We start from the raw sequence: 23078 nt of genomic DNA, 5'->3' as shown, positions 1-23078 counted from the left end.
GCCCGCGTGGTGCGCAGCGAGGGCGGCTTCATCTGGGCCTGCAAGAACTACGACGGCGACGTGATGAGCGACATGGTCTCCACCGCCTTCGGCAGCCTGGCCATGATGACCAGCGTGCTGGTGAGCCCGGACGGCAACTACGAGTACGAGGCCGCCCACGGCACCGTGACCCGCCACTACTACCGTTACCTGAAGGGCGAGAGCACCTCCACCAACCCCATGGCCACCATCTTCGCCTGGACCGGCGCGCTGGCAAAGCGGGGCGAGCTGGACGGCAACGAGGCTCTGGTGAAGTTCGCCAAGACTCTGGAAGAGGCTTGCCTGGACACCCTGGCCAGCGGCGTGATGACCAAGGATCTGTGCGGCCTGGCCGAGGGCGTGGAAACCAAGCCCGTGGACAGCCTGGAGTTCATCCGCGCCATCCGCGCCAACCTGGAAGCCAAGCTGGCCTGAGCCTAGGTTTAAACGAGTAAGAAAAGAACCGCCCCGGCAGCCGAACTCTTCGGCCGCCGGGGCGGTTTTGTGTGCAGTGGGAGAAAAATTCAGACGCTCGCCTCCAGCCGGGCGAGGGCGGCGGCGAACACCGGGTGGTCCATTAGGGAGCGGTATTTTTCCTCCTTGTGGATTTCATCCAGCAGCAGGCGGCGCAGCTCCCGGCTGCTGGCTTCGGCGCTTTCCGGGTGCTTGGCGGTCACGCCCGGGGCAAAGATGTCCGCCCGGGGAAAGGCGGGCGGGCCGGTGAGCACCTCCACATACTGCGCAAAGCAGGTGGCGGCTTCGTCCGGCTGGCCCTCCTGCAGGCACAGCTCCATGGCAAGGCCGGCGCTCATGTCCGGGAAATCGAAGGCCCGGGCCAGCGCTCCATAGGCCTCGCACACCGCCCGCTGGCGTGCTGGCTCCGGCAGCAGCTTCGGGTTCATCATCGTGGCCAGCAGGCTCTGGGTCTGGCTGACCAGCTTATACAGCTGCTTCTGGATGGTTTCCAGCGCCTTGCCGGGCTGGCCTGTCTTCAGATAATACTGGGCCCAGGCCCCGGTGGGGTCGCCCACCCGCTCGGGCAGCTGGCGCAGCAGCGCCGCGCCGGTTTGCGCATCGCCGTCCGTGAGCTCCAGCACCGCCAGCCCGATGGTGGCGGTCTGCCAGTAGGCCGCGTTGCCGCTTTCACGCACCTGCTCCAGCAACTGGCGCTTGCGGGCCCGCCAGCGGGTGCGCACCTCCTCACCCGCCGCGGGGAAGAACATGGTCAGCGCGTCATAGCTGGCCACAGCGTTGTATTGCAGGGCGGTGCAGCTGGGGTACTGATGCAGCAGCTCCTCCAGCTGCTGTTCAGCGGTCTGCCAGCCGTCCGGCTGCTGGCGCATGGCGGTTTCCAGCAGCTGGTTTACCTGCCGCACCACCTCCTCGTCGCTTAAGGTCTCTTCAAATTGCAGCAGCGCGTCCACGCTGGTGCCCAACGCCCGGGCCAGCGGGCAGAGCAGAGTGATGTCCGGGTAGGAGGTGTCGGTATCACATAGTTAAAGATATTGGTGTCATTTAATCAATTTTGCCGATAAAGCGGTAGAAGATTTCTACCTCCTGTTCCCGGCTTCCGTCCTCACCTTTGACCGCTTCATGGACAACGATTTTTTCAATCAGCGTATTCAAAAGTTCGGCGGTCAGTTCTGTTGGATTGACGCACTCTTTCATCAAGGCAATCCATTTTTCTGCGTCTGCGGCGTTCTGGCTTTCAGTGGCGATAGCGGATTGAAGCTGTTCAATCTTTGTGTCCAGTTCAGCCTGTTCGCTCTGGTACTTCCCGGACAGCATAGAGAAGTTGTATTCTGTGATACGCCCCGCCGCCCAGTCCTCATACATCCGGGCAAACAGGGTATCGACTTCGGCTTTCCGCTTCTCCGCTTTGTTCAACTCTGCGGCTTGCTTCTTTCTTGCGGCGGCCTGTCCCTTGTCATTGGCATTTAACAGCCGCTTCAAAAGCCGTTCTTCATCATGCTGTACCAGCCTCGACCAGTATTGCAGACGGGAGAGGACATAGGCGTAAAGCACATCATAGCGGATATAATGCATGGAGCATTGGCGTGTGCCCTGTCCGTACTTGCTACAATGATAATGGCCGTAAGGCTTGCTGTTCTGCCTGTTCTCCCCATAGGACAGCGACCAGCCGCAATCCGCACATTTTACCAATCCGGAAAAAATCTGCGTCGTACCATCCTTGCACTTTCTGCGGCGGTTTGCTATCTGCTCCTGTACCTGCCGGAAAACCTGTTCGCTGATAATCGGCTCCTGCGTGTTCTCTACCCGCACCCATTCACTTTGGGGCTTGCGTATCCTCCGCTTGTTCTTAAAGGAAATGTTTGTTTCCCGGTAGTGGATGGTATGGCCGATATAGGTTTCGTCTTTCATAATGCTCTTGACCTGGGCTATCGTCCATGCGTAGCTTTTTTCCTCTGGCGCACCCGCATAGATGTTTGCAAAAGTCCCGTCACGCTGGAAATTGATAAATCCCGGTGTGGGAACCTTTTCCATAATCAGTATTCTTGTGATACTGGCCGCCCCTCTGCCATGAATGGCAAGGTCAAAAATCTTCTCCACTATCCAGCGGGTTTCCTCGTCGATTATCAGCTTGTTTTTGATTTCCGGGTGTTTCCTGTACCCGATGGGAGCATAGGCACCGATACGCTGTCCTGTGGCAAACTTCGCTTTGAAAGCGGCCTTTACCTTGCGGCTCGTATCTTTCGCAAACCATTCATTAAACAGGTTTTTGAACGGGACAAAATCGGAAAGCCCTTTCTCTGTGTCCTCATTCTCCGCAACGGCGATGTAGCGCACCCGTTTTTCCGGGAACAGAAATTCCAGATAGTAGTCCATCATCACATGTTCCCGCCCGAAACGGGAAAGGTCTTTCGTGACAATGCAGTTTACTTTTCCGGCTTCCACATCGTCCATCATGCGCTGAAAATCCGGGCGTTCAAAGTTCGTCCCCGACCAGCCATCGTCCACATACTCACCGACTACATGAAGTCCCTGTTCCTTTGCGTACTGTTGCAGGATTGTCCGCTGTGTTTCAATGCTTACGCTGTCACCATAGTTTTCATCGTCCCGGCTCAATCTCATATAAAGCGCCGTGTTGTAAATCGTAGTATTGTAAGGTTGTTTCACCGTTAAAAATCCTCCTTCTTAAAGAAACAACCCACGCTTACAATACTTTTGCTCTATGGCAATTATATCATAAGCGTGGGCGTGTTATCAATGATGGGCTATCAGGTTGAAGCGGCTTTTTCTGCGGTATGCCGCACCACATCTACAATCAGATCACCGAGGGGCTTCCCGCCTGCGGCGAAGTGTTCGGAGATTTTTATACGGTTGTTCCCACATACAAAATACTGCGTGCCGTTCTCTGTTTGTATGACCTGCCCTGTCCGGGGCGTAAAAATATCGCTTTCGCTTTTTGCCATCCAGTGTCCTCCATATTCAGTTTTCAAGGTACAATGCCGCACAGGGGCGGCGAAAATTTCTGCTTATATCTATCACCTTTCCTTTACTGTGTGCCGCTGCTGCCGTTTCACCTGCGCCAGCACTTCCGGCGGGATACGGTCAACGAAATTGCGGAGATTGTGTAATTCGCTTTCCAGCGTTGCCCGTTCCATGCGGTCTTTCATCTTGCCTTGCTCACTGGCCTTTGCCCTTGCTTCCAGCTTTTTGTTTTCTTCCAGCAGGTCATTGATTGTGACCTTGTACTTTTTCAACTGCCCGGAGAAGTTCTCCATCTGCGGAAACCACTTTTTCAGCATGGAGAGGGCTTCCTCTTTCTTCTTTCCGGCGTTCAGCGGGGTAATGCCGGAGAGAACCGCTTCAATGGCCCTCGCCTGTTTGGAGAGGTTGACCGCCTGTTTGAACAGCCGGGTGGGGATATGCTTCCGGCCCGTCTTGCTGGCGCTTTCCCCACGCTCCAGGTCGGGGTACTGCTCCACCATACAGGCGTGAAAATCGTCCTGCCACTTCGTCAGATTGGCCCGGTTGCCGATAATTTCTTTGGCGCACAGGCGGTTGTCCTTTGTCAGCGGCACAAAGACCAAGTGCAGATGGGGCGTTTTTTCATCCATGTGTACCATAGCCGAAACGATGTTCTCCCGGCCCACCCGGTCAATGAGGAAGTCCGCCGCCCTCTGGAAGTAGGCCGCTATCTCCTTTGGGGACTTGCCCTTGAAAAACTCCGGGCTGGCGGTAATCAGCGTGTCCACAAACCGAGTGCTGTCCTTGCGGGTGCGGCATCTGGCCTGCTCGATGCGGCTCTGAATGAAATGGTAGTAGCGGCCATCCGGCTTGACGATGTGGAAATTGTACTTGCTCCGGCTGGTGTCAATGTCCGGGTTGCTGGCGTACTGCTCCTTTTTCCGTTCATGGTGGGCTTCCAGCGGCCCCGCCGGGTGGCCCTTGTGCTTCTCAAATCGCAAAATTGCGTGTTGTGCCATTGAACTCCTTTCCCCATTCCATTCCTTTCCGGCGGGTTTTCCCGCCGAAAATATCTCTGATAGGATTGGAATGGAATGAATGTAAATAGATGGTTTTAATCTCTGTATTTCTATATACCGTCAGATTTCCGTACTTCAAGAGGATTGATTTTCGTACTCGCCAAGTACGGTTTTCAGCCCTCCGGCGTACCATAACCGGATTTCTTGAAGTCGGTGTTTGGAACCGCTTCATAGGATTTCGGGTAAATGCGGTTGGGTTTTCCACAGCCCTGTTTCTGGATTTCCACCAGCCCCGCATACTGCAACTCCCGCAGGGTGTTGACCGCTTTCTGCCGCCCGCAGCGGAGCAAAGCGACCACCTCGCAGATGGGGTAGTACAGGTAGACCCGCCCGTACTCGTCCGCCCAGCCGTTCTTCCGGGACAACTCCGCCCGGCGCAGGACAAAGGCATACAGCACCTTCGCTTCGTTGCTCAAGGGCTGGAATGTGGGTGCTTCAAAAAGGAAATTGGGGAGCCGGGTGAAACTGAACGCCTTTTCCGGCTGGTGAATATAAATCGTGTTTGTCATAGCGTGTTTTGTGGACGGTTAGAGGCCCGTTTTCCGGGGCGAATGATAAATGATACCAGCCGCCCCGGTTGAGGGCTTGCGGAGCCTTGCAAATCAAGGCTTTTCCCGCTCTTAACTGTCCACAGCAGACCTCCTTTTCCGTTCACTTTCTGTTTTCTGCCGCCTGTGAACTCTGGCGGCGCAGTCCGGGCAGTATTTGCCCCGGTTGGACTTCGGGACGAACACACCGCCGCACTCCGCACAGCGTTTCAAGTCCCTGTCCCGGTAAATCTCCGCTTCCAGCGTCCTGTCCAGCGGCAAGACCGCCCAGCGGAACCACTTGCAGCAGACGGAGAACGAAATCATCTGCGGACAGGCGCAGGTGTCGCCATCGTCCAGCGCAAGGCAGTTTCCGTCCTCGCAGTTGCAGCACTCCCGGCGTATCAGGCCGCTGGCTCGTCTCTTCTGGGGCGGGGTTATGCGGTAGGGGGAGCCGTCCGGCCTGTGTTCCAGCGGCGGCAGGTGTTGATAGGGTCTTTTGCTCATGCGTCCCTCCGTTTTCTTTGGCGTGTTCTGTTTCCAAGGTGCTTGTCCATCGATGAACTATCCCAAGTCTACACCTTTTTGACCGCCTGTGCCGTATATCCAAGAGGTAGGAAATCAGCCTGAAAAACTCCCTATTTCCACGCTCTCGGATTTGTGATATAATCAAAAAAAGATAAAAGACAAATTCAGGTTTCTGGTCTTCTTGCACAAAATAAAGGAGGAGCTATTATGCAAATTGTTTATATTCCAAGCGAATCAATGTCTGTTCAAGGTAAAAAAGATGAAATCTATAAAAGATATGGGAAAGACTGGAATATTAGAGAACAGGGAGGAGGTAACGGAAATTGGTTGTTGACCAGAAAAAGTGATGTGCTTGTAGATGGAAAAAGTTATCGTACTTTTGTACTTGAACACTACGGTAAATCCAAGCTGACAGCGAAGCTTGTTGATAAATTTCGTGAAGATGTAGCAAATGGTAAAATAAAACTGTAAATGCCTATGCCGTTATGCTATGAGCATAGTACATAGCATAACGGCTTCTCTTTCGTTGAGCTAGCAAGGAGGGTGAATATGTCTTTATCCATACAAGAGCGATTAAAAGACCTACGTGTGGAGCGTGGCTTGACGCTGGGGCAGCTTGCGGAGCAGACCGGGCTTTCCAAGTCTGCGCTGGGCAGTTACGAAACGGAAGACTTCAAGGACATCAGCCACTATGCCCTTATCCGGCTGGCGAAGTTTTACGGTGTGACCGCTGATTATCTGCTGGGGCTGTCTGAAATGAAAAATCACCCAAACGCCGATCTTGCAGACCTGCGTTTGAGTGATGAAATGATTGACCTGCTGAAAAGCGGGAGGATAGACAATACCCTGCTGTGTGAGCTGGCGGCGCACCCGGATTTCCCCCGGCTGATGGCTGACCTTGAAATCTATGTGAACGGAACGGCACTGAAACAGGCGCAGGGTGCAAACGCCATAGTGGACACGATGAGCGCAACTGTTATAAAAAAGCATAATCCTGGCATGAGTGATACGCAGTTAAGACAGCTTATCACCGCCCATATTGATGAGGACGAGTTTTGCCGCTATGTGATACAACGGGACATAAACGGGATTGCCCTTGCTCTGCGGGAAACACACAAGGACGATTTTTTCAGCGTCCCAGAGGATAACCCGCTAAAAGAAATGCTGGAAACTGCTGGTGAAATCGTCAGCCAGGACAGCGACACGGAACAAGCGTACTTGGCGTTTATCTGCAAACGGCTCAAGCTGAATTTTAGGAAGCTGTCAGTAGAAGAACGGAAGTGGCTGAAAAAGATTGCGGAAAAATCCGACTTGCTGAAGAATCCAAAACCGCAGAGAGGACGAAGATAAAAAATGCCTGAACGGCGGTTCTGGTTTTTCAGAACCACCATCCAGGCATTTTGTTTAGTAATAGAAAAAGGTGCAGTTGATTATTGCGTATTGTCAATCTCTCTCAAACCGGGTAGTAAAAATACGGCAAGCGCAACGATGATAATGCCAATTCCGCAAATGACAAACCATTTCTCAACTCCCAGCCGCTCCGCCAGAGGCCCGGAAATGACAAGGCCAAACGGCATGGCGAGGGAAGCGGCGCTTGTCAGTAGAGAAAAAACTCTCCCCAGATATTCTGGTTTGACCGTTTCTTGAAAAATCGCATTTTGCACACCGTAAAATGGAGCGGAAATTCCCATAACAGTACAGCACACAACAAAGACAAGAAATGCGTCTGGCGGCAAAAGCCCGGAGAGCATAATGCTAACGCCCATCAGGAGAACGGAAAGACCGATGGTGTACCGCCGTTTCTTAAAACCGCCCCAAATGCTCAGAATGACTCCGCCAAGCAGCATACCAACCGCAAAAGCAATTTCAGCGGCAGAGGCATGGGCCGGTGTTCCTTTGAAGTATGACATACAGATGAGAGGAAAAAGCGTACTGATTGGCATATAAAAGAACATATAAATTACACCAATCCAGAGCAGAGCAAAGAGGCCCCTGTTTTGCTTTAATACCACATACCCCTCTTTCATATCCTGTAAAAACTGTTGTCTTTTCGTTTCTGGACATAGTTCAGGCGTTGGTATGGACGAAATCGCAACAGTCACACAGGCAAGGATTGCACCCACAATATCTAACAATATAATTGCATTAAGAGGCCAAACAGCATATAAAAACGCTGCGGCAGCTGGACTGATAATCGCACTTACTGCTTGCATGGTCTGCGTGTAACCAGCGCATTTTGTAAGTTCCTCTTTTGGCACAATCATAGGTGTTGCTGCGCTGAATGCTGGAGAATGAAAAGCAGTTCCCGCACTTCGGATTAACAGGACAACCATAATAGACCATACGGGCAATTCCATGTAAAACGCCACCAGCGCCAGAATACCGCCAGCGGCGGCAATTATCAAATCCGCACCAATCATTACGCTTTTACGGCTGTGCCGGTCAACAAAAGCACCTGCAAACGGGCCTAAACAGGCTTGCGGCAAAAATCCAATCAGTGTTGCCGCCGTCAATATGATTGCAGAATTAGTTTTCGCAACCAAATAAAAGATAATGGCCATTTGCAAAATACCGCTGCTAATAAAGGATATTGCTTGTCCGGCAAGAAGTGTAAAATAAGTTTTTCTCCATGAATTGTTGTTTTGGGTCATAATGCGAACCTCCTTTTTTATTGCATTGTTCCTTTGTTTCTGCAATAAAAAGCAGGCGTTGTCCCACAGAGAGGGCAGACGCCTGCATAACAACAAAGCACGAAAAAACACCACGATACAGTTCAAAGACTGCTCGTGTCAAACCTACGTGTTCCTTTGCATACGCACGCAAAAAAAGCCCACCATCATGTGGAAAGGTACTTCTACTTTTTATTGCTTATTAGCGTACACAAATTAACACACGTAAGCCTCCTTCCAATCTCAAACTGTCGCACAGTATAACACACATCCGATAGACTTGTCAACCATTTTTAACCTTGTTTTCCATCTTGTTTTTCCATCTCTTACGGGCAGTAGCAAAGCCAGGCGAGCCAGTCAACGGTCAAGATGAACGGCGCTTTCAGCGCCGCCGTTGACAGTCTCGCCCGTCTTTGCTAATGGGTAATCAAGGCGGGAAAGCCATTTTAGGGCTTTCCCGCCCATTTCAATTTTGGGAGAAGAAAGGCCCCAAAATGAACGAGTGCGGCCAAACACTTTTAGGGATTGGCCACCTTGTCCACCCATCCAGCGGGGCGGCGGGGAACGGTCAAGGCCGGGCGTCAGCCCATTCATTTCAGCCTTGACGGTTTCCTGCCGTCCTGCTACTTTTCCCGGAGTGTGGCCACACATCTGGTCACGGTGTCCAGAGCTTTGGGACTTTTTGTCCCATAGGCCGGGGGCGGAGGACGAGGGACGGGGGCTTTCATAATACGCCCTGTCTGCTGCTGAAATCAGCCCTTTGTTTCCGGCTTACCAGCCCCAAACAAAGCCCTGCTTTCCTGCCGCGTCAAATGCCCTTGCCCTCCCCGGCGGCAACGGTATTTTCAGGGCAACGCCGACAGAGCGTATAACACACTACACTTTGCTCCGCAAAGTCGTGTGCCAAATGGGGCGTTGCCCCCTTTGGAAACCCCCACAAGAAAAGGCGGTACGCTACCCCTCCACGGGGCGCATACCGCCTTTTCTTGTTATCCAGCCCTCCGGCTGTATCGGTTGAGCAAAAGTCAGCGTGGGAATGGTGTGGTATCTTTATCTAAGTGAAACCTCGGTCTCCCACTTGCTCACCGCCGGGGCGCTCACCCCCAGCCGGGCCGCCAGCTGCTCCTGGGTCAGGCCCTTTGCCTTGCGGCGGGCCGCGATGGCCGCGCCAATCTTCATCCGGTTCAGTTCCATGGTGTGCTCCTTTGTTCGGGTGGGTGGATGTGCGCCGCGCTCCTTCTGCTTTTATTGTAGTGCATCCCGCCCGCCGCCACAAGCGACGGGTGGTTACGCGCCGGGCAGGTTTTTCTGCCCGCTGGTTACAAAAATGCCCCGGGCCGAAGGTCCGGGGCATGGGCAGAGAGTCAGCGGGGCTGGCGCAGCATCCGGCGCAGGGCCAGCAGCGCCGCGAACAGCACCGCCGCCACCGGCCAGATGATCCAGGTGCGGGTCCACTGGCCGGTGTAAAAGCTCACCGCCAGATAGATGGCGGTGGTCAGGCACCAGTAGAAGCCGGTAAAGGGGTCATTGCGCCGGTTTTCCGCCTTGTGTTCCCGGGTGTAGTCGCCCTCCTCCAGCAGCTTTTCGTAGGCCTCCCAGGGGCAGACCACCCGGATGATGATATAGACGCCCACAGCAATGAGGACTAAGATCAGGCAGACCGCGAACACGCAGGCCAGTTCGGCCTCCAGCGCCATGCAGAAGAACAGCGGCACCACGCTGAGAATGCACAGCACGATGCCCACCACCAGACCCGTGTGGTAGGTGGGGGCGAAGGCCTCCCGCTTGGCCTCCACGATGCCCGCCACCCCGTATTCCGTGGCGATGGGCTCCTTTTCCAAAAATTCATACCGCTCCAGCCGGATGCCGCTGGGCAGCAGGATGGCCACGCCCGCCGCCACGATCACGAACAAAAGCAGCAGGCCGATGGCGGCGACCATGTCCTCGGTGAGGGCGATGCGGCCGTGCTCCGCCATGCCGGCGATGGCGATCAGCGGCACCGGCGACAGGATGAACAGCGCCACCGCCAGCGCAATGAATTTGTGGCAGCGCTCGCTCAGGTCCATATAAGCGTTGGCCTCCTCCAGCGAGATGGGCCGGGGCGCGGGGCCCTCCTCGGGCAGAGGGGCGGCGCAGCCCTCCTCCTCGGCGGCATTGTCCTTTAATAAATAATCGGTGCTCACCCCGAACAGTTCGCTCATTTTTACGATTTTGTCCAGGTCCGGCATGGAGGCCATGGACTCCCACTTGGACACCGACTGCCGGGACACCCCCAATCGCATCGCCAGCTCTTCCTGGGACCAGCCCTGAGCCTTGCGCAGCTTCATAATTTTTTCCGCTAAGATCATATCCCACAACTCCTTCTCACGGGTTCTGTTTTGCTGCTCTCATTGTAGCAAAAGCGCCGGTTTTCCGCCACCCAGTTTGCTGTTCAATTTGTCAACCGGCGGTTGCACCGGAGGAAAACCGGCCGCGCAGGCCCGCCAATCCGGGCAAAAAGAAGCCGCCCGGCCCCATGTTACAACAGGGCCGGGTGGGCTTTGCGATTTGGAGGCATCTTCAAAAATGCCCCATGAGAAGAAGGAATAGAACAGTATGGGAACGGGAAAAATCAGCGAATGTCCTTCCAGTTGGTCACGTGATTTTCCCAGATGTAGCTGTAGTTCTGCGCCAGCTCGCGGGCGGTCATGGGCTTGCGGCCGGTGAGCAGCTCCACATCATCTGAGGCAACATCCATCAGGCCCTCGGCGATGCTGCCCTCGTTGGTCACCATGTCGTTGCCGCACCAGGGCACCGGGGACCGGGAATAGTCGCCGGTGGCGGTGCGGGGGATGTGCATGGAATCCAGATAGGCGAAGAACTCCTCGTGGCGCTGGCGGATGTAGGCCTCGGTGGCGGTGTGGTCGGGGGGCACATACACGTGGGCGTAGGCGGGGTCGCTGGCGCCCAGAAAGGAGGTGTAGGTGATGTGCTTCACGCCCGCGGCAATGGCAGCGTCCACCACGTTCTTGTGCTGGCGCACCCGAATCTCGCCGATGGTCACGGCGGAGACGATGAAGACGCGGTCGCCGCCCGCAAAGGCCTGGACCATCTCATCCGGGTCATCGTAGTTTGCCTGGCATACCTTCACGCCCAGGCTCTCCCAGCGGGCCTTCTTTTCCGGGTCCAGACGGTTCAGGAAGGGGCAGGTGAAGGTGAGGTCGGCGGGGGCCACCTGTTGCAGCATGAGCTCGGCGGTGCGGCAGCCCAGCTTTCCGTCGCAGCCGGTCACAATGTAATGCATAAAAGTTCTCCTTTTCTGTAAGGGTGAAAATAAGGGTGAAAATAGCTTGTTCTGGCCCGGCTTTCGGCCGCACGGGGCGGGGAAACCGGGTAGTTTGTTTTCTTTATAACAGCTTTCGGAGTTTGCCGCCAGATGCAGTTTTTTTGCTGTGTCCTTACAAAAAAGCGAAGCTGTCAGCCTGCTTTATGGCCCGGCGTTTCTGTAAGGACAGAGCGAAAATTTTGACCGGCAAAAAAACGGCGCGCACCGGGGAAAATTTCCTTGGGTGCGCGCCGCTTTGGCGTTTTGTTTTGATTGGTTACATCTCTTCCAGCGGCTCGGCCAGCTGGCGCAGCAGAATCCGTTCCAGCTGGGCGGAAAGCCGGGCGGCATCCAGCTCGCGGCGGCCGCCGTAGTCCAGCAGCACACCGGTGAGCGCCCGGGAATTGTAATCCAGAAAGACCTCCCGGTCCGGCTGGTTCACCGCGAAGTTTGGCATAAAGCGTTCCAGCAGCCCGTTCAGAAAGACCCGCACGCAGGCGGTGAGGGCATCGGTGAAGCGCTGCCGCCGGTGGGAGCAGAGCAGCTTGTGCAGCATGTCGAATTGTCCGGCGGTGTGGGCGATCAGCAGCTCCAGACCGCAGCGAAGCTGGGGCAGCTCCAGGCTCTGGCGCAGCAGCTGCTCGGTCTCGCGGCGGACAGACCACTCCATCACGTCGTTGATGTCCTGAAAATGGTAATAAAAGGTCTGGCGGGAGATGTGGCACTCCTCGATCAGCGCGGTCACGGTGATCTTGTCCACATTGCCCCGGCGCACCAGCTCCTTGAATTGGCCGGCGATCACCAGCTTCATGTCGATGGGCATAACGGGATACCTCGCAGGAATCAAAAACGATTGGGCGAATTATTTCTCATTATACCAAAAAAACAGCCGGGGAACAATTTGCATTGCCCCGGCTGCGGTAAAATTACTGGTTTCGAGTGTCCAGCTCCCGCTGGATCAGCTCATTGGCGATGGTGAAGGCCTCGATGCGCCGCTTTGCCAGCGTAAGCTGGGATTTATAGCGGGTCGGGTCTTCCTTTGCTTCAAAGGTCTTCACCGTCTGGCGAAGCTTGTGCAGGGTGGAGTCGATCTGGCGCTTTGCCTCGGTCAGCTCGTCGCGGGTGTAGTCCATGGGGTGTCCTCTCTCAAATGTCACATCTGGCCCTTCCAGACCCGGGCCAGGATGTCCTTTAACACCAGCAGCGCGTCGGTGGTGTTGTAGCCGTATTCCACCTGCAGCTGGGTGAGCATCTCCCGCAGCTGGGGGGCGTAGTCCTGGATGCGCACCGTCTTGTGGTAGGTGGCCAGCACCGGGTATTTCTTGCTCCAGACCTTGTTCCAGTCGATTTTCGCCTGGGCCTCCTCGCTCACGCTGTCGATCATCTCCCGGGCCTGCTGCTCGTCAAAATCGTATTCCACCAGCTCGTCCAGCGTGATGTGGTACAAAACGGCCAGCCGCTTGGACTGGCGGATGTCCGGCAATGTTTCTCCGGTCTCCCACTTGGAGATGGTCTGGCGGGAAACGCCCAGCTTTCTGGCCACATCCTCCTGGGAAAGGCCGCTCTTTTTGCGGGCGTGATACAAACCGCTTGCAAAGCTCATGGATAAAACCTCCTGTTGGCGTGTGTATTCTGCCCTTTCAGTATACCGCCAGCCGCGCCAAAAGACCACCAACCAAACCTGCCGCTTTCGCCCGGTTTGTTAACATCACTTGATGAGGGCGTATTGGTAGGCCTCTTCGGTCCAGTCCAGCAGCTCGGCGTCCACCTCTTTGGGGGTCGTGAGCAGGATGTGGTGGGTCCAGCGGTTGGGGTAGGGCTCGGTGGCCACCGCCACCCGGGGGGACTCCTTGTGATAAGAAAGCCCCAGGCTCACCAGCAGGTATTCCTCCGGCCAGCCTTTCACCTTGCGCCAGGGCAGCGACACCGCCGCGAACACATACCGGTTGCGCAGCGAAATCTGGGTGCGGCTCACCTTGGCGGTGAAGGCAAGGCCCCGGTCCGCAAGCCCTTGGCAAAATGCCTCGTAGATGGGCAGCATTTGGGGCATGGAGTCAAAAAACAGCAGCTCGTCGTCGGTCATGGTTGCACACCTGCCTTTTTTTTATTATATCCCCGGCGGGCGGGGCGGGGCAACGGTCAGCGGTGCAGGTCCTGCTCGGAGGTCAGCGCCCGGCGGCGCAGATACAGCTTGAAGAAGCCAAAGGCGCCCACGGCGGCCAGCGCCAGGTTCAGCCAGCTGAGCTGTTGCAGATGGCTGTTGGCCAGATTGGCAAAGCCGGGCAGCACGTTAACCGCCATCACTACGCCGCAGAGGGCCATGACGCCGTCCAGATGGCGCAGCACGCCCTCCAGATCCGAGAAGATTTCGAAGGGCTGGCCGTCCGATTTCTTTTTCAGATAGATCCAGTTCAGGCAGCGGCCCACCAGCTGGATGCCGGTCTCTTCCAGAAAGGCCAGGTAGTCCGGGTCAGTCTTGCGCAGCAGCTGCAGCTGGTACTGGTATTCGCCCGGCTCGCCCTGCTCGAATTCATACACAAAGAACCCCGCCCGGCACAGCTGCCAGCCCTGGCGGCTCATCTCGTTCAGCCAGGCGATCTCCTTTTCAAAGTTCCAGATAAAAAACGTGCGGTGGATGATCTTTTTCATACCGGATTCCCTCCTGTGACCTGTTCGCCGTTTTTCACCAGCTCACGCAGCCGGGCCAGCTCGTTTTCCACGGCGGCGCGGCCCGCGGCGGTGATGCGGTATTCCTTCTTCCGGCTGCCCGGGGTGCAGGGCAGCGCCTCGATCCAGCCCTTGTCCTGCAGGGTGTTCAGCGCGCCGTACAAAGTGCCCGCCGCCAGCCGCACCCGCCCGCCGGAACATTCCTCGGCCTTCTGCATGATGCCGTAGCCGTGCAGCGGCTGATACAGCGAAAGCAGAATGTAGTAAAAGGCCTCGGTCAGTGCGATGTGTTCGTTCATCTGCGGCCCTCCTTTTCGCTTGCTCGGAAAGCGTTATATCGTCTTCCGATATAACTATATCAGCTACCGATATACTTGTCAAGCGACCGGGCATCCGGCGGCAGGGTGGGAAGGGGGAGGCTTGCGACAAAAATCTATGGCAGAAAGAGTGGAGAAAATGAATTAGCACTCTAAGATGTAGAGTGCTAACAATTAACAAAATGTTCATAAATCGACCGATTTTATGTCACAAACCGGCGGTAGAATATAGTTGTCAAAAGGGAACGGGACCTGAAGGCAAGAGTCTTTGGAAGCGACCCGGACAATTCCGATTGACAAAGCGGCGCAGCCCCCGCGTACCATGCGCGCCGCATTACAACAAAAATCTATGATAAATGGCGCGGAGCAAAGGAGCAATTTATGTTTGGTATGATTCCGTTTGGCCGTGAAGAAAACAGTTTGTTCAACTATCTGGATAACATGGAGCGCAGCCTGTTCACCGGTTTCGGTGATATGAGCCAGTTCCGCTGCGACATTCAGGACAAGGGCGATTCCTACCTGATGGAGGCGGAGCTGCCCGGCTTTAGCAAGGAGGACATCGCCATCGACCTGAACGGCGACAACCTGATGATCACCGCCCGCCACAACTCCGAGAGCGGCGAGAAGGACGATAAGGGCAACTACGTGCGCCGGGAACGGAAGTTCGGTTCCTTCAGCCGGAGCTTCGACGTGAGCGGCATCGATACCACCGCCATCAAGGCTGCCTACAACAACGGCATCCTGGAGCTGACCCTGCCCAAGAAGGGCGAAGTCACCCCCGCCTCCCGCAGCATCCAGATCGAGGGCTAAGCGCACAGCAAGCCCCCGCGGAAGAAAAACAGAAAAGGTCCCCGGCCAGCAAACCCGCTGGCCGGGGCCTTTTTTGTGCATGCTCGGGCAGGATGACGCATCCGGCGGGCGGAATTCCCGTCCGGTGTGCTGGAAAAATTCCTATCGACCTGCTATGATGGAGACAGAAAAAGGAGGGCGACGGAATGAGTCTGGCAAAACGAATCCCAGCCTGCCGCAAGCAGGCGGGGCTTTCGCAGGAAAAGCTGGCCGAGCGCATGGGCGTAAGCCGGCAGACGATCTCCCGCTGGGAGACCGGGGAGGCGCGGCCGGATCTGGAAAAGTTTGAACAGCTGTGCAGTGTGTTTTCGGTCAGCGCCGACACTCTGCTGTTCGGCGCTCAAAGCCAGGCGCAGCCGGGCGATCTGGAGCAGCCGGACGGCCGGGAGCAGTCCCGGCGGGCAAAGGCACATTTTCGCATGGCGGCGGCAGTGGTTCTGGCGGCAGCGGGCGTGCTGCTGGTGGTGGCGGCGCTGCTGTTTGCTCTGATTGAAAGCCAGCAGCCCTATCAGAGCTGGTATACAGCGCTGGGGCCGTACGCCAGCCACCTGTTCTGCACCTGGCGGGTGTGGCTGCTGGTGCTGGGCATCGGAATGGCTGGGGCAGGTGGAGTGTGCATCACGCGGGAATACCGACGGCTGTAACGGCGTTACAGCTCCCACACCGCCGGGCAGGTGCTGGACACCGCCACCGCGCCCGCGCCCAGTGCGTCGATCACATCCTGCTTGTCGGCGATCAGGCCGCTGGCGATGAGCGGCGCGTTCAGCTCGTGGTTTAAACGGGCGATGAGCTTCGGCATCAGGCCGGGCAGAATCTCGATGAAGTCCGCCCACTGGCTGCCGCCGCTTTTGCGCAGGCTTTGCAGGGCCATGTTATCCAGAAGAAAGGTGCGGTATACCCCCGCAAGCCCCAGGGCCTTGGCCCGCCGCACCAGCGCCGCCTTGGTGCTGATGACCCCGTCCGCCTCGGTGGCCCCGACCAGATATTCCACCGCTGCCTCCCGGGCGGAAAGGCCGTCCAGCAGGTCCACGTCCACAAAAACGGTCTTGCCCGCCTCCTTCAGCCGCCGGACGATGTCCGGGATGCTCACCACCGAGCCGTACAAAACAAACACCACCGGCTTTGGGCTTTGAAGGCAGCGGGAAAGGCCCTCCTCGTCCTTGATGGCGATGATGATGGGGTTTTCCTCCAGCAGAGCGGGCAGCGGGGTGATCATGGGGCATCCTCTTTTCGTTTGTGATGATACCTATTATAGCACTCCGCCACCGGGCCCCACAACGCTTTGTGCGCATGGCACAAAAAGCCGGGGATAATTTTTGCGGGTCTGCCCATTGCGCCCCGGCGGCAGCGGCCTCTATAATAATAGTATGACCAGTAAACGCGGCCACGGTGCCGCCAGAAAAATGCCCGGGGCTTTCGGCAGGCTCCGGCCTGTGCAAGAGTGAAGAGCAGCAGAACAAACGCCATGACGGTGTATTTCTGCTGCTCTTTTTTTGTTGGGCGCTGCCACGACCTTCACGCCTGACGGCTCAGGCGGCGTATCGCACCAAAATTTTCCGTGGAATTTTCCAAAAATGCTCGCCAATCCACAAAGGCTTGCCTGCGCTTTTTGGTTCATTCCGCAAAAAATTTTCCGGCGCGCTCCACCACCTGAAAGGCCGTGTCACCGCCCATTGGGTGCTGCCACGACCTTCACGCCCAAAACTGCCGCCCCCGAAATTCAGCAATCAAAACGAGGTGCATGATGACAAAGCAAAGGAAATGGTTCAAACGAATCGGGCTGGCGCTGCTGGCGCTCGTGCTGGCTCTGGTGCTGGCGGTGGGTGGCTATGTACTCTACCTGCAAACCGGCTATTACCGCATTCCGGACGGGGAGGTTCTAACGGTGGAAAATCCCCAGACCGGGCAACTGGCCTCCGGGCAGGACTACACCGCCCTGACCTACAACATCGGCTTTGGGGCCTATGGGCCGGACTACAGCTTCTTCATGGACACCGGCACCATGGCGGACGGCACTCCGGTGCAGGGCAAATGGGGCAAGGCAAAAAGCAGGGAATCGGTGCTGGCCAACACCCAGGGTGCGCTGGAGACCATCGCCGCCCAGAACGCGGACTTCCTGCTTTTGCAGGAGGTGGACGTGGATGCCCACCGCAGCTGGCAGGTGGACCAGAGCACCCTGCTGAAAGAGGGCCTGCCCGGTTACGGCGCGGTGTTTGCCTCCAACTTCCACACCCGGTACCTGTTCTACCCCTTCCACGACCCCCACGGCGCGGTGGACGCGGGCCTGCTCACCTTCAGTCGGTATCAGGTGGAGGAAGCGGTGCGCCGCAGCTACCCGGTGGACGAGAGCTTCTTTGTAAAATTCACCGATCTGGACCGCTGCTTTGCCCAGCTGCGCATCCCGGTGGAGGGTGGGGGTGAGCTGGTGCTCATCAACAGCCACATGTCCGCTTACGACGAGGGCGGCACCGTGCGGGCCCGCCAGCTGGAAATGCTCTGCGGCGTGATGCGTGAGGAATACGAAAAGGGCAATTACGTGATCGTGGGCGGCGACTTCAACCACGCTTTGGGCGAGGGTACAGCCGAGGCCTTTGAAAGCGGCCAGCAGCTGCCGGGCTGGGTGGCCCAGCTCACCGACGCGGACCTGCCCGAGGGCTTTTCCCTCCAGCGGGCGGAGAATGAGTACCAGACCCCCACCTGCCGCACCGCGGACATTCCCTGGGAGCCGGGGGTCAACTACACCACCGTGCTGGACGGGTTTCTCGTTTCGGACAACATCACCGCCACGGCGGAACATATCGACACCAATTTTGCTTACAGCGACCACAACCCGGTGAAGCTCACCTTCCGGCTGGGTCAGGCTGCGGAATAAAAGGAGGAAACAGTTATGGTAGATGTGGCAATCATCGGCTGCGGCGTGACCGGCGCGGCGGTGGCATACCACCTGGCGAAAAAGCAGGTCAGCGTGCTGATTCTGGAAGCGGAAAACGATGTGTCCATGGGCACCACCAAGGCCAACAGCGCTATTCTGCACGCGGGCTATGACCCGGAGCCCGGCACCGCCATGGCCCGGCTGAACGTGCGGGGCAGCGCAATGGCAAAGGAAATCTGCGCCGCGCTGGATGTGCCCTATAAACAGATTGGCAGCTTCGTGGTGGCCTTCGGTCCCGAGCAGGAGAAAACCCTGCAGCGGCTGTATGAAAACGGCACCGCCAACGGGGTGCCAGGGCTGGAGATTTTAAGCGGCGAAACCGCCCGGGAGCTGGAGCCGAACCTCTCGCCGGAGATCACCGCCGCCCTGCACGCGCCCAGCGCGGCCATCGTGAGCCCCTGGGAGTTCGCGCTGGCCATGGCGGAAAACGCGGTGGAAAACGGGGCTGACCTGCACTTGGAAACCCGGGTCACCGGCCTTGCCCCCATCGAGGGCGGCTGGAAGATCGAGACCACAAGGGGCGACTTTGAAGCCCGCTTTGTGGTGAACGCCGCCGGTGTGGACGCGGGCAAAGTGCACGCGCTGGCCGCGCCGGAGAATTTTGTGACGAAACCCTGCCGGGGCGAGTATTACCTGCTGGACAAATCCGCCGGCAATACCGTGGGCCGGGTCATCTTCCAGTGCCCCACCGCCGCGGGCAAGGGCGTGCTGGTGGCCCCCACGGTACACGGCAACTTGATCGTCGGCCCCAACGCCCAGGACATTCCCGATTCCGCCGACACTGCCACCACCGCCATGGGCCTTGCCCAGGTGGCGCAGAGCGCCCGCAGGAGCGTGCCCCGCGTGGACCTTTCCGCCTGCATCCGCAACTTTGCGGGCATCCGGGCCAACACCGACCGGCCGGACTTCGTCATCCAGTGGGCGGCCCCCGGTATGCTGGATCTGGCGGGCATGAAGAGCCCGGGCCTTTCCGCCGCTGCAGCGGTGGGCGAGGAGGCCGCGGCCCTGCTGGCCGAAGCGGGCCTTGTTCTGACGGAGAAACCGAACCCGGTGACCAGACGCATCCGGATTCGTTTCAAGGAACTGACCGGCGAGGAGAAGGCGGAGATCATCGCCCGGGAGCCCAGCTACGGCCGGGTCATCTGCCGGTGCGAGATCGTGACCGAGGGCGAGATCATCGCCGCCTGCCATACGGCCATCCCGCCCAGCAGCATCGACGGGGTGAAGCGCCGGGTGGGCGCGGGCATGGGCCGCTGCCAGGGCGGCTTCTGCGGCCCCCGGGTGATGGAGATCTTAAGCCGGGAGCTGGGCAAGAGCCCGCTGGACATCCCGCAGGAGGCCGCGGGCAGCATTCTGCTCACCGGCCGGACGAAACAGGCAAAGGGGGACAAAACCGTATGACAGACCGGCAGGAATATGATGTGATTGTGGTGGGCGGCGGCCCGGCGGGCCTTGCAGCCGCCCTGAGCGCCAGAGAAAACGGCGCGGAGCATGTGCTGATCTTAGAGCGGGACGAGGAGCTGGGCGGCATTCTGAACCAGTGCATCCACAACGGCTTCGGCCTGCACCATTTTAAAGAAGAACTCACCGGCCCGGAATACGCCGGGCGGTTCATCCAGCAGCTGGAGGGCACCGGCATCGAAGTGATGCTGGGGGCCATGGTGCTGGAGGTGAACGCCCAGGCCCACACCGTGCAGGCCATCAGCAAAACCCTGGGCTACCGGCTGCTGCGGGGCAGGAGCATCCTGCTGGCCATGGGCTGCCGGGAGCGCACAAGGGGCGCCATCGGCATCCCCGGCACCCGCCCGGCGGGCGTGTTCACCGCGGGCGCGGCCCAGCGGTACGTGAACATGGAAGGCTACATGGTGGGCAAGCGGGTGCTGATCCTGGGCAGCGGCGACATCGGCCTCATCATGGCCCGCCGCATGACACTGGAGGGCGCCAAGGTACTGGCCTGCGTGGAGGTCATGCCCTATTCCGGAGGGCTGATGCGAAACATCGTCCAGTGTTTGCAGGACTACGACATCCCCCTGTATCTCTCCCACACCATCATCGACATCCAGGGCAAGGACCGGGTGGAGCGGGCCGTGGTGGCCAAGGTGGACGAAAACCGCCGCCCCATCCCCGGCACCGAGATGGTCTTTGACTGCGACACCATTCTCTTGAGCGTGGGCCTGATCCCGGAAAACGAGCTCACCAGCGGCGCACACATCACTCTGGACCCCCGCACCAAGGGGCCGGTGGTGTTCGAGAACATGGAGACCAGCGCCCCCGGCGTGTTCGCCTGCGGCAATGTGGTGCATGTGCACGATCTGGTGGACTTCGTCACCGCCGAGAGCCAGCGGGCCGGTGCCGCCGCCGCCCGGTATGCGCTGGGCCAGACAAACGACGGCCCGGCGGTGGAGATCACAAACGGCGAGGGTGTGGGCTATACCGTGCCCCAGAAAGTCCGCCCGGCAGCGGTGGACAAAAAGCTGGAGATCTTCTTCCGGGTGCGCCGGGTGTACGGCAATTCGGCGGTGGTGGTCGAAAGCGGAGGCGAGCCGCTGGCCCGCTTCAAGCGGGAGCATCTGGCCCCCGGCGAGATGGAGCACATCACCCTGCCCGCCGCCTTGCTGGCAAAGGCCAAGGGCGCGCTGGAAGTGGCGGTAGAGGAGGAACAGGCATGAAGGAACTGATCTGCATCGTGTGCCCCAAGGGCTGCCGTCTGCACGTGGACGAGAACAATGGCTACAAAGTGACGGGAAATACCTGCCCACGGGGCGAAGAATATGGTAAAATAGAACTAACGAACCCCACCCGCACCATCACCAGCACGGTGGCCGTGCGGGGTGCGGCCCATCCCCGCTGCCCGGTGAAGACCACAAAGCCCATTCCCAAGGGGCTGATTTTTGAGGCCATGCAGGCGCTGGACGGCCTGGAGCTGACCGCGCCGGTGGCCCTTGGCCAGGTGACGGTGGCCAACGTGTGCGGCACCGGGGCGGACTTTGTGACCACCCGCGCGCTGGAGGCCCAGGGCGCGGCAAAGGAGGAAATGCAATGAGCAGCCGGTACATCCTTGCCCTGGACCAGGGAACCACCAGCAGCCGGGCGATTCTGTTCGACGAGGAGCAGAACATCCTGGAAATGACCCAGCGGGAGTTTGAGCAGATCTATCCCAAGGAGGGCTGGGTGGAGCACGACGCCATGGAGATCTGGTCCAGCCAGTACAGCGTGATGATGGAGGTGGTGGCAAAAAGCGGGGTGGACCCGGCGGCCATCGCGGGCATCGGCATCACCAACCAGCGGGAGACCACCATCCTGTGGGAAAAGGAGACCGGCCGGCCCATCTACAACGCCATCGTGTGGCAGTGCCGCCGCACCGCCCCCATCATCGACGAGCTGGTGGCAAAGGGCTACGGTGAGACCATCCGCAAAAAGACCGGCCTTGTGCCGGATGCCTACTTCTCCGCCAGCAAGATCAAATGGATTCTGGACCAGGTGCCCGGCAGCCGGGAAAAGGCGGCAAAGGGCGAAATCCTGTTCGGCACCGTGGACACCTGGCTGGTCTGGAAGCTCACCGGCGGCAAGGCCCACGTGACCGACCGCACCAATGCCTCCCGCACCATGCTGTATAACATCGACACGCTGGACTGGGACGACGAGCTGCTGGAGCTGCTGGACATTCCCCGGGCCATGCTGCCCACCGTCTGCTCCTCCAGCGAGATCTACGGCTATACCACCATCGGCCCGGTGCAGGTGCCGGTGGCGGGCATCGCGGGCGACCAGCAGGCGGCCCTCTTCGGGCAGGGCTGCTTTGAGGCCGGGCAGGCCAAAAACACCTACGGCACCGGCTGCTTTTTGCTCATGAACACCGGCGAGACCCGCCACCAGAGCGAAAACGGCCTGCTCACCACCATTGCCGCCACCGTGAAGGGCCAGCCGGTGCAGTATGCGCTGGAGGGCAGCGTCTTCGTGGGCGGTGCGGTGATCCAGTGGCTGCGGGACGAGATGCGCTTCTTCACCGAAAGCCGGGACGCGGAGTATTACGCCCAGAAGGTGCAGGACACCGGCGGGGTGTATCTGGTGCCCGCCTTCACGGGTCTCGGCGCGCCCCACTGGGACATGTACGCCCGGGGCTGCATTGTGGGCATCACCCGGGGCACCAAGCGGGAGCACATCATCCGGGCGGCACAGGAGTCCATCGCCTATCAGTCGGCGGATTTAGTGGCCGCCATGGAGAAGGATACCGGCATCCCCTTAAGCGTACTCAAGGTGGACGGCGGCGCCTCCCGGGACCGCTTTTTGATGCAGTTCCAGGCGGACATCCTGAACAAGGCGGTGCGCCGCCCCATGATTCGGGAGACCACCGCCCTGGGCGCGGCCTATCTGGCCGGGCTTGCGGTGGGCGTCTGGAAGGACACCGACGAGATCAGCCGCCTGTGGAGCTGCGACGTGGACTTCGCCCCCGACATGGCCGAGGACAAGCGGCATCAGTTGCTGGCAGGCTGGCATAAGGCCGTGGGCCGCAGCCTTGACTGGGCCCGGCCGGAGAAATGACCGAATAAGCAAAAATCCCCGAGGGAAAAGCCCTCGGGGATTCTTGCTGTTATGGGAGAATGGAAAAAATCAAAGGTCATCCACCAGCGCGGTGCTTTTGGCGTAGGCGGTGCTTTTTGCCTCGAAGAAATCGGTCTTCACCATGTTGGCGTTGGAGTACTGGCTCACCCAGCTCATGGAGGCGGGCTCGGTCTGGTTGTCCTCAAAGAGGGGCCCG

Annotated in this window: 26 protein-coding genes and 2 pseudogenes; 10 read left to right on the top strand and 18 right to left on the bottom strand. The window is 58.3% G+C overall.

Going from position 1 to position 23078, the window contains the following annotated elements:
- Positions 1–453 (top strand): isocitrate/isopropylmalate family dehydrogenase (locus tag J7G73_RS05370; RefSeq protein ID WP_291245513.1); only part of this gene is annotated, 453 nt, incomplete at its 5' end.
- Positions 454–542: 89 nt separating this feature from the next.
- On the opposite strand, the gene J7G73_RS05365 is transcribed toward J7G73_RS05370, so the two are convergent.
- The 6 genes from J7G73_RS05365 to J7G73_RS05340 form a co-directional block, all read right to left on the bottom strand.
- Positions 543–1454 (bottom strand): hypothetical protein, encoded by a 912-nt coding sequence (locus J7G73_RS05365; RefSeq protein WP_291245512.1) that lies wholly within the window; start codon positions 1452–1454, stop codon positions 543–545.
- Positions 1455–1533: 79 nt separating this feature from the next.
- Complete coding sequence (locus tag J7G73_RS05360; protein WP_081946811.1) at positions 1534–3111, bottom strand: recombinase family protein; 1578 nt, start codon at positions 3109–3111, stop codon at positions 1534–1536.
- Between the two features lie 146 nt (positions 3112–3257).
- Positions 3258–3452, bottom strand: coding sequence for a hypothetical protein (locus tag J7G73_RS05355; RefSeq protein ID WP_015536347.1), 195 nt, complete (start codon positions 3450–3452; stop codon positions 3258–3260).
- 72 nt (positions 3453–3524) lie between these two features.
- Complete coding sequence (gene mobV / locus J7G73_RS05350) at positions 3525–4469, bottom strand: MobV family relaxase (protein WP_291245511.1); 945 nt, start codon at positions 4467–4469, stop codon at positions 3525–3527.
- Between the two features lie 173 nt (positions 4470–4642).
- Positions 4643–5038: a replication initiator protein A gene (locus J7G73_RS05345; protein ID WP_002575861.1), complete on the bottom strand. Its 396-nt coding sequence runs from the start codon at positions 5036–5038 to the stop codon at positions 4643–4645.
- A gap of 111 nt (positions 5039–5149) precedes the next feature.
- Positions 5150–5563, bottom strand: coding sequence for a cysteine-rich VLP domain-containing protein (locus J7G73_RS05340; protein ID WP_002575860.1), 414 nt, complete (start codon positions 5561–5563; stop codon positions 5150–5152).
- Between the two features lie 228 nt (positions 5564–5791).
- On the opposite strand from J7G73_RS05340, the gene J7G73_RS05335 reads away from it, so the two are divergent.
- Both J7G73_RS05335 and J7G73_RS05330 read left to right on the top strand, forming a co-directional pair.
- Positions 5792–6055, top strand: a complete 264-nt coding sequence (locus J7G73_RS05335; RefSeq protein WP_002575859.1) for a hypothetical protein — start codon at positions 5792–5794, stop codon at positions 6053–6055.
- Positions 6056–6133: 78 nt separating this feature from the next.
- Entirely contained in the window at positions 6134–6934 is an 801-nt protein-coding gene (locus J7G73_RS05330; RefSeq protein ID WP_002575858.1) for a helix-turn-helix transcriptional regulator, read from the top strand.
- Between the two features lie 80 nt (positions 6935–7014).
- On the opposite strand, the gene J7G73_RS05325 is transcribed toward J7G73_RS05330, so the two are convergent.
- From J7G73_RS05325 to J7G73_RS05280, 10 genes and pseudogenes are all read right to left on the bottom strand, one after another.
- On the bottom strand, positions 7015–8235 hold the full coding sequence (locus J7G73_RS05325; RefSeq protein ID WP_075680193.1) for an MFS transporter: 1221 nt from the start codon (positions 8233–8235) through the stop codon (positions 7015–7017).
- Between the two features lie 1086 nt (positions 8236–9321).
- Positions 9322–9447, bottom strand: a pseudogene (locus tag J7G73_RS05320) (helix-turn-helix domain-containing protein); the annotation flags it as partial.
- A 170-nt stretch (positions 9448–9617) separates the two neighbouring features.
- Complete coding sequence (locus J7G73_RS05315) at positions 9618–10601, bottom strand: helix-turn-helix transcriptional regulator (RefSeq protein ID WP_087296202.1); 984 nt, start codon at positions 10599–10601, stop codon at positions 9618–9620.
- Positions 10602–10864: 263 nt separating this feature from the next.
- Entirely contained in the window at positions 10865–11536 is a 672-nt protein-coding gene (locus tag J7G73_RS05310; RefSeq protein WP_291245510.1) for an NAD(P)H-binding protein, read from the bottom strand.
- Between the two features lie 298 nt (positions 11537–11834).
- Positions 11835–12380: a hypothetical protein gene (locus J7G73_RS05305; RefSeq protein ID WP_291245509.1), complete on the bottom strand. Its 546-nt coding sequence runs from the start codon at positions 12378–12380 to the stop codon at positions 11835–11837.
- Between the two features lie 103 nt (positions 12381–12483).
- Positions 12484–12690 carry a hypothetical protein gene (locus tag J7G73_RS05300; protein WP_087296204.1) on the bottom strand — a complete coding sequence of 69 codons (207 nt, stop codon included), beginning with the start codon at positions 12688–12690 and terminating at the stop codon, positions 12484–12486.
- Positions 12691–12710: 20 nt separating this feature from the next.
- Positions 12711–13160, bottom strand: coding sequence for a helix-turn-helix domain-containing protein (locus tag J7G73_RS05295; protein WP_291245508.1), 450 nt, complete (start codon positions 13158–13160; stop codon positions 12711–12713).
- Positions 13161–13265: 105 nt separating this feature from the next.
- Positions 13266–13640: a DUF5655 domain-containing protein gene (locus J7G73_RS05290; RefSeq protein WP_291245507.1), complete on the bottom strand. Its 375-nt coding sequence runs from the start codon at positions 13638–13640 to the stop codon at positions 13266–13268.
- A gap of 56 nt (positions 13641–13696) precedes the next feature.
- Positions 13697–14206, bottom strand: a complete 510-nt coding sequence (locus J7G73_RS05285) for a DUF2812 domain-containing protein (RefSeq protein WP_291245506.1) — start codon at positions 14204–14206, stop codon at positions 13697–13699.
- A complete protein-coding gene (locus J7G73_RS05280) occupies positions 14203–14523 on the bottom strand; it encodes a PadR family transcriptional regulator (RefSeq protein ID WP_087296207.1) in 321 nt (106 codons plus the stop codon). Before J7G73_RS05280 ends, J7G73_RS05285 begins: the two co-directional genes overlap by 4 nt.
- A gap of 399 nt (positions 14524–14922) precedes the next feature.
- Here J7G73_RS05280 and J7G73_RS05275 point away from each other — a divergent pair, with 399 nt between their 5' ends.
- Complete coding sequence (locus tag J7G73_RS05275; RefSeq protein ID WP_291245505.1) at positions 14923–15351, top strand: Hsp20/alpha crystallin family protein; 429 nt, start codon at positions 14923–14925, stop codon at positions 15349–15351.
- Positions 15352–15536: 185 nt separating this feature from the next.
- The gene (locus J7G73_RS05270; protein ID WP_291245504.1) at positions 15537–16034 is read left to right on the top strand and encodes a helix-turn-helix transcriptional regulator; all 498 of its coding nucleotides are present in this window, start codon (positions 15537–15539) and stop codon (positions 16032–16034) included.
- Positions 16035–16039: 5 nt separating this feature from the next.
- Here the strand turns inward: J7G73_RS05270 and J7G73_RS05265 are convergent, their stop codons facing one another.
- A complete protein-coding gene (locus J7G73_RS05265) occupies positions 16040–16606 on the bottom strand; it encodes a glycerol-3-phosphate responsive antiterminator (protein WP_291245503.1) in 567 nt (188 codons plus the stop codon).
- A gap of 525 nt (positions 16607–17131) precedes the next feature.
- On the opposite strand from J7G73_RS05265, the gene J7G73_RS05260 reads away from it, so the two are divergent.
- From J7G73_RS05260 to glpK, 5 genes are read left to right on the top strand one after another with little or no spacing between them, the layout of a single operon-like run.
- Entirely contained in the window at positions 17132–18262 is a 1131-nt protein-coding gene (locus J7G73_RS05260; RefSeq protein WP_291245502.1) for an endonuclease/exonuclease/phosphatase family protein, read from the top strand.
- 15 nt (positions 18263–18277) lie between these two features.
- Complete coding sequence (locus J7G73_RS05255) at positions 18278–19723, top strand: NAD(P)/FAD-dependent oxidoreductase (RefSeq protein WP_291245501.1); 1446 nt, start codon at positions 18278–18280, stop codon at positions 19721–19723.
- On the top strand, positions 19720–20991 hold the full coding sequence (locus J7G73_RS05250; protein WP_291245500.1) for an FAD-dependent oxidoreductase: 1272 nt from the start codon (positions 19720–19722) through the stop codon (positions 20989–20991). Before J7G73_RS05255 ends, J7G73_RS05250 begins: the two co-directional genes overlap by 4 nt.
- The gene (locus J7G73_RS05245; RefSeq protein WP_291245499.1) at positions 20988–21365 is read left to right on the top strand and encodes a DUF1667 domain-containing protein; all 378 of its coding nucleotides are present in this window, start codon (positions 20988–20990) and stop codon (positions 21363–21365) included. The genes J7G73_RS05250 and J7G73_RS05245 overlap by 4 nt, the downstream gene beginning before the upstream one ends.
- Complete coding sequence (gene glpK / locus J7G73_RS05240) at positions 21362–22861, top strand: glycerol kinase GlpK (RefSeq protein WP_291245498.1); 1500 nt, start codon at positions 21362–21364, stop codon at positions 22859–22861. The genes J7G73_RS05245 and glpK overlap by 4 nt, the downstream gene beginning before the upstream one ends.
- Positions 22862–22930: 69 nt before the next feature.
- Here glpK and J7G73_RS05235 read toward each other — a convergent pair.
- A pseudogene (locus J7G73_RS05235) lies at positions 22931–23078 on the bottom strand (ribonucleotide-diphosphate reductase subunit beta); the annotation flags it as partial.

This window comes from Allofournierella sp. (assembly GCF_017889395.1).
In the GTDB taxonomy this organism is placed as follows: domain Bacteria; phylum Bacillota; class Clostridia; order Oscillospirales; family Ruminococcaceae; genus Allofournierella.
This window is presented reverse-complemented; position numbering and strand designations above follow the sequence as displayed.

Excerpts from the sequence above, each read along its gene's own strand:
- J7G73_RS05360 (WP_081946811.1), bottom strand. The coding sequence starts at position 3,111 with ATGAGATTGAGCCGGGACGATGAAAACTATGGTGACAGCGTAAGCATT.
- J7G73_RS05355 (WP_015536347.1), bottom strand. The coding sequence starts at position 3,452 with ATGGCAAAAAGCGAAAGCGATATTTTTACGCCCCGGACAGGGCAGGTC.
- mobV (WP_291245511.1), bottom strand. The coding sequence starts at position 4,469 with ATGGCACAACACGCAATTTTGCGATTTGAGAAGCACAAGGGCCACCCG.
- J7G73_RS05345 (WP_002575861.1), bottom strand. The coding sequence starts at position 5,038 with ATGACAAACACGATTTATATTCACCAGCCGGAAAAGGCGTTCAGTTTC.
- J7G73_RS05340 (WP_002575860.1), bottom strand. The coding sequence starts at position 5,563 with ATGAGCAAAAGACCCTATCAACACCTGCCGCCGCTGGAACACAGGCCG.
- J7G73_RS05335 (WP_002575859.1), top strand. The coding sequence starts at position 5,792 with ATGCAAATTGTTTATATTCCAAGCGAATCAATGTCTGTTCAAGGTAAA.
- J7G73_RS05330 (WP_002575858.1), top strand. The coding sequence starts at position 6,134 with ATGTCTTTATCCATACAAGAGCGATTAAAAGACCTACGTGTGGAGCGT.
- J7G73_RS05325 (WP_075680193.1), bottom strand. The coding sequence starts at position 8,235 with ATGACCCAAAACAACAATTCATGGAGAAAAACTTATTTTACACTTCTT.
- J7G73_RS05315 (WP_087296202.1), bottom strand. The coding sequence starts at position 10,601 with ATGATCTTAGCGGAAAAAATTATGAAGCTGCGCAAGGCTCAGGGCTGG.
- J7G73_RS05310 (WP_291245510.1), bottom strand. The coding sequence starts at position 11,536 with ATGCATTACATTGTGACCGGCTGCGACGGAAAGCTGGGCTGCCGCACC.
- J7G73_RS05305 (WP_291245509.1), bottom strand. The coding sequence starts at position 12,380 with ATGCCCATCGACATGAAGCTGGTGATCGCCGGCCAATTCAAGGAGCTG.
- J7G73_RS05300 (WP_087296204.1), bottom strand. The coding sequence starts at position 12,690 with ATGGACTACACCCGCGACGAGCTGACCGAGGCAAAGCGCCAGATCGAC.
- J7G73_RS05295 (WP_291245508.1), bottom strand. The coding sequence starts at position 13,160 with ATGAGCTTTGCAAGCGGTTTGTATCACGCCCGCAAAAAGAGCGGCCTT.
- J7G73_RS05290 (WP_291245507.1), bottom strand. The coding sequence starts at position 13,640 with ATGACCGACGACGAGCTGCTGTTTTTTGACTCCATGCCCCAAATGCTG.
- J7G73_RS05285 (WP_291245506.1), bottom strand. The coding sequence starts at position 14,206 with ATGAAAAAGATCATCCACCGCACGTTTTTTATCTGGAACTTTGAAAAG.
- J7G73_RS05280 (WP_087296207.1), bottom strand. The coding sequence starts at position 14,523 with ATGAACGAACACATCGCACTGACCGAGGCCTTTTACTACATTCTGCTT.
- J7G73_RS05275 (WP_291245505.1), top strand. The coding sequence starts at position 14,923 with ATGTTTGGTATGATTCCGTTTGGCCGTGAAGAAAACAGTTTGTTCAAC.
- J7G73_RS05270 (WP_291245504.1), top strand. The coding sequence starts at position 15,537 with ATGAGTCTGGCAAAACGAATCCCAGCCTGCCGCAAGCAGGCGGGGCTT.
- J7G73_RS05265 (WP_291245503.1), bottom strand. The coding sequence starts at position 16,606 with ATGATCACCCCGCTGCCCGCTCTGCTGGAGGAAAACCCCATCATCATC.
- J7G73_RS05260 (WP_291245502.1), top strand. The coding sequence starts at position 17,132 with ATGATGACAAAGCAAAGGAAATGGTTCAAACGAATCGGGCTGGCGCTG.
- J7G73_RS05255 (WP_291245501.1), top strand. The coding sequence starts at position 18,278 with ATGGTAGATGTGGCAATCATCGGCTGCGGCGTGACCGGCGCGGCGGTG.
- J7G73_RS05250 (WP_291245500.1), top strand. The coding sequence starts at position 19,720 with ATGACAGACCGGCAGGAATATGATGTGATTGTGGTGGGCGGCGGCCCG.
- J7G73_RS05245 (WP_291245499.1), top strand. The coding sequence starts at position 20,988 with ATGAAGGAACTGATCTGCATCGTGTGCCCCAAGGGCTGCCGTCTGCAC.
- glpK (WP_291245498.1), top strand. The coding sequence starts at position 21,362 with ATGAGCAGCCGGTACATCCTTGCCCTGGACCAGGGAACCACCAGCAGC.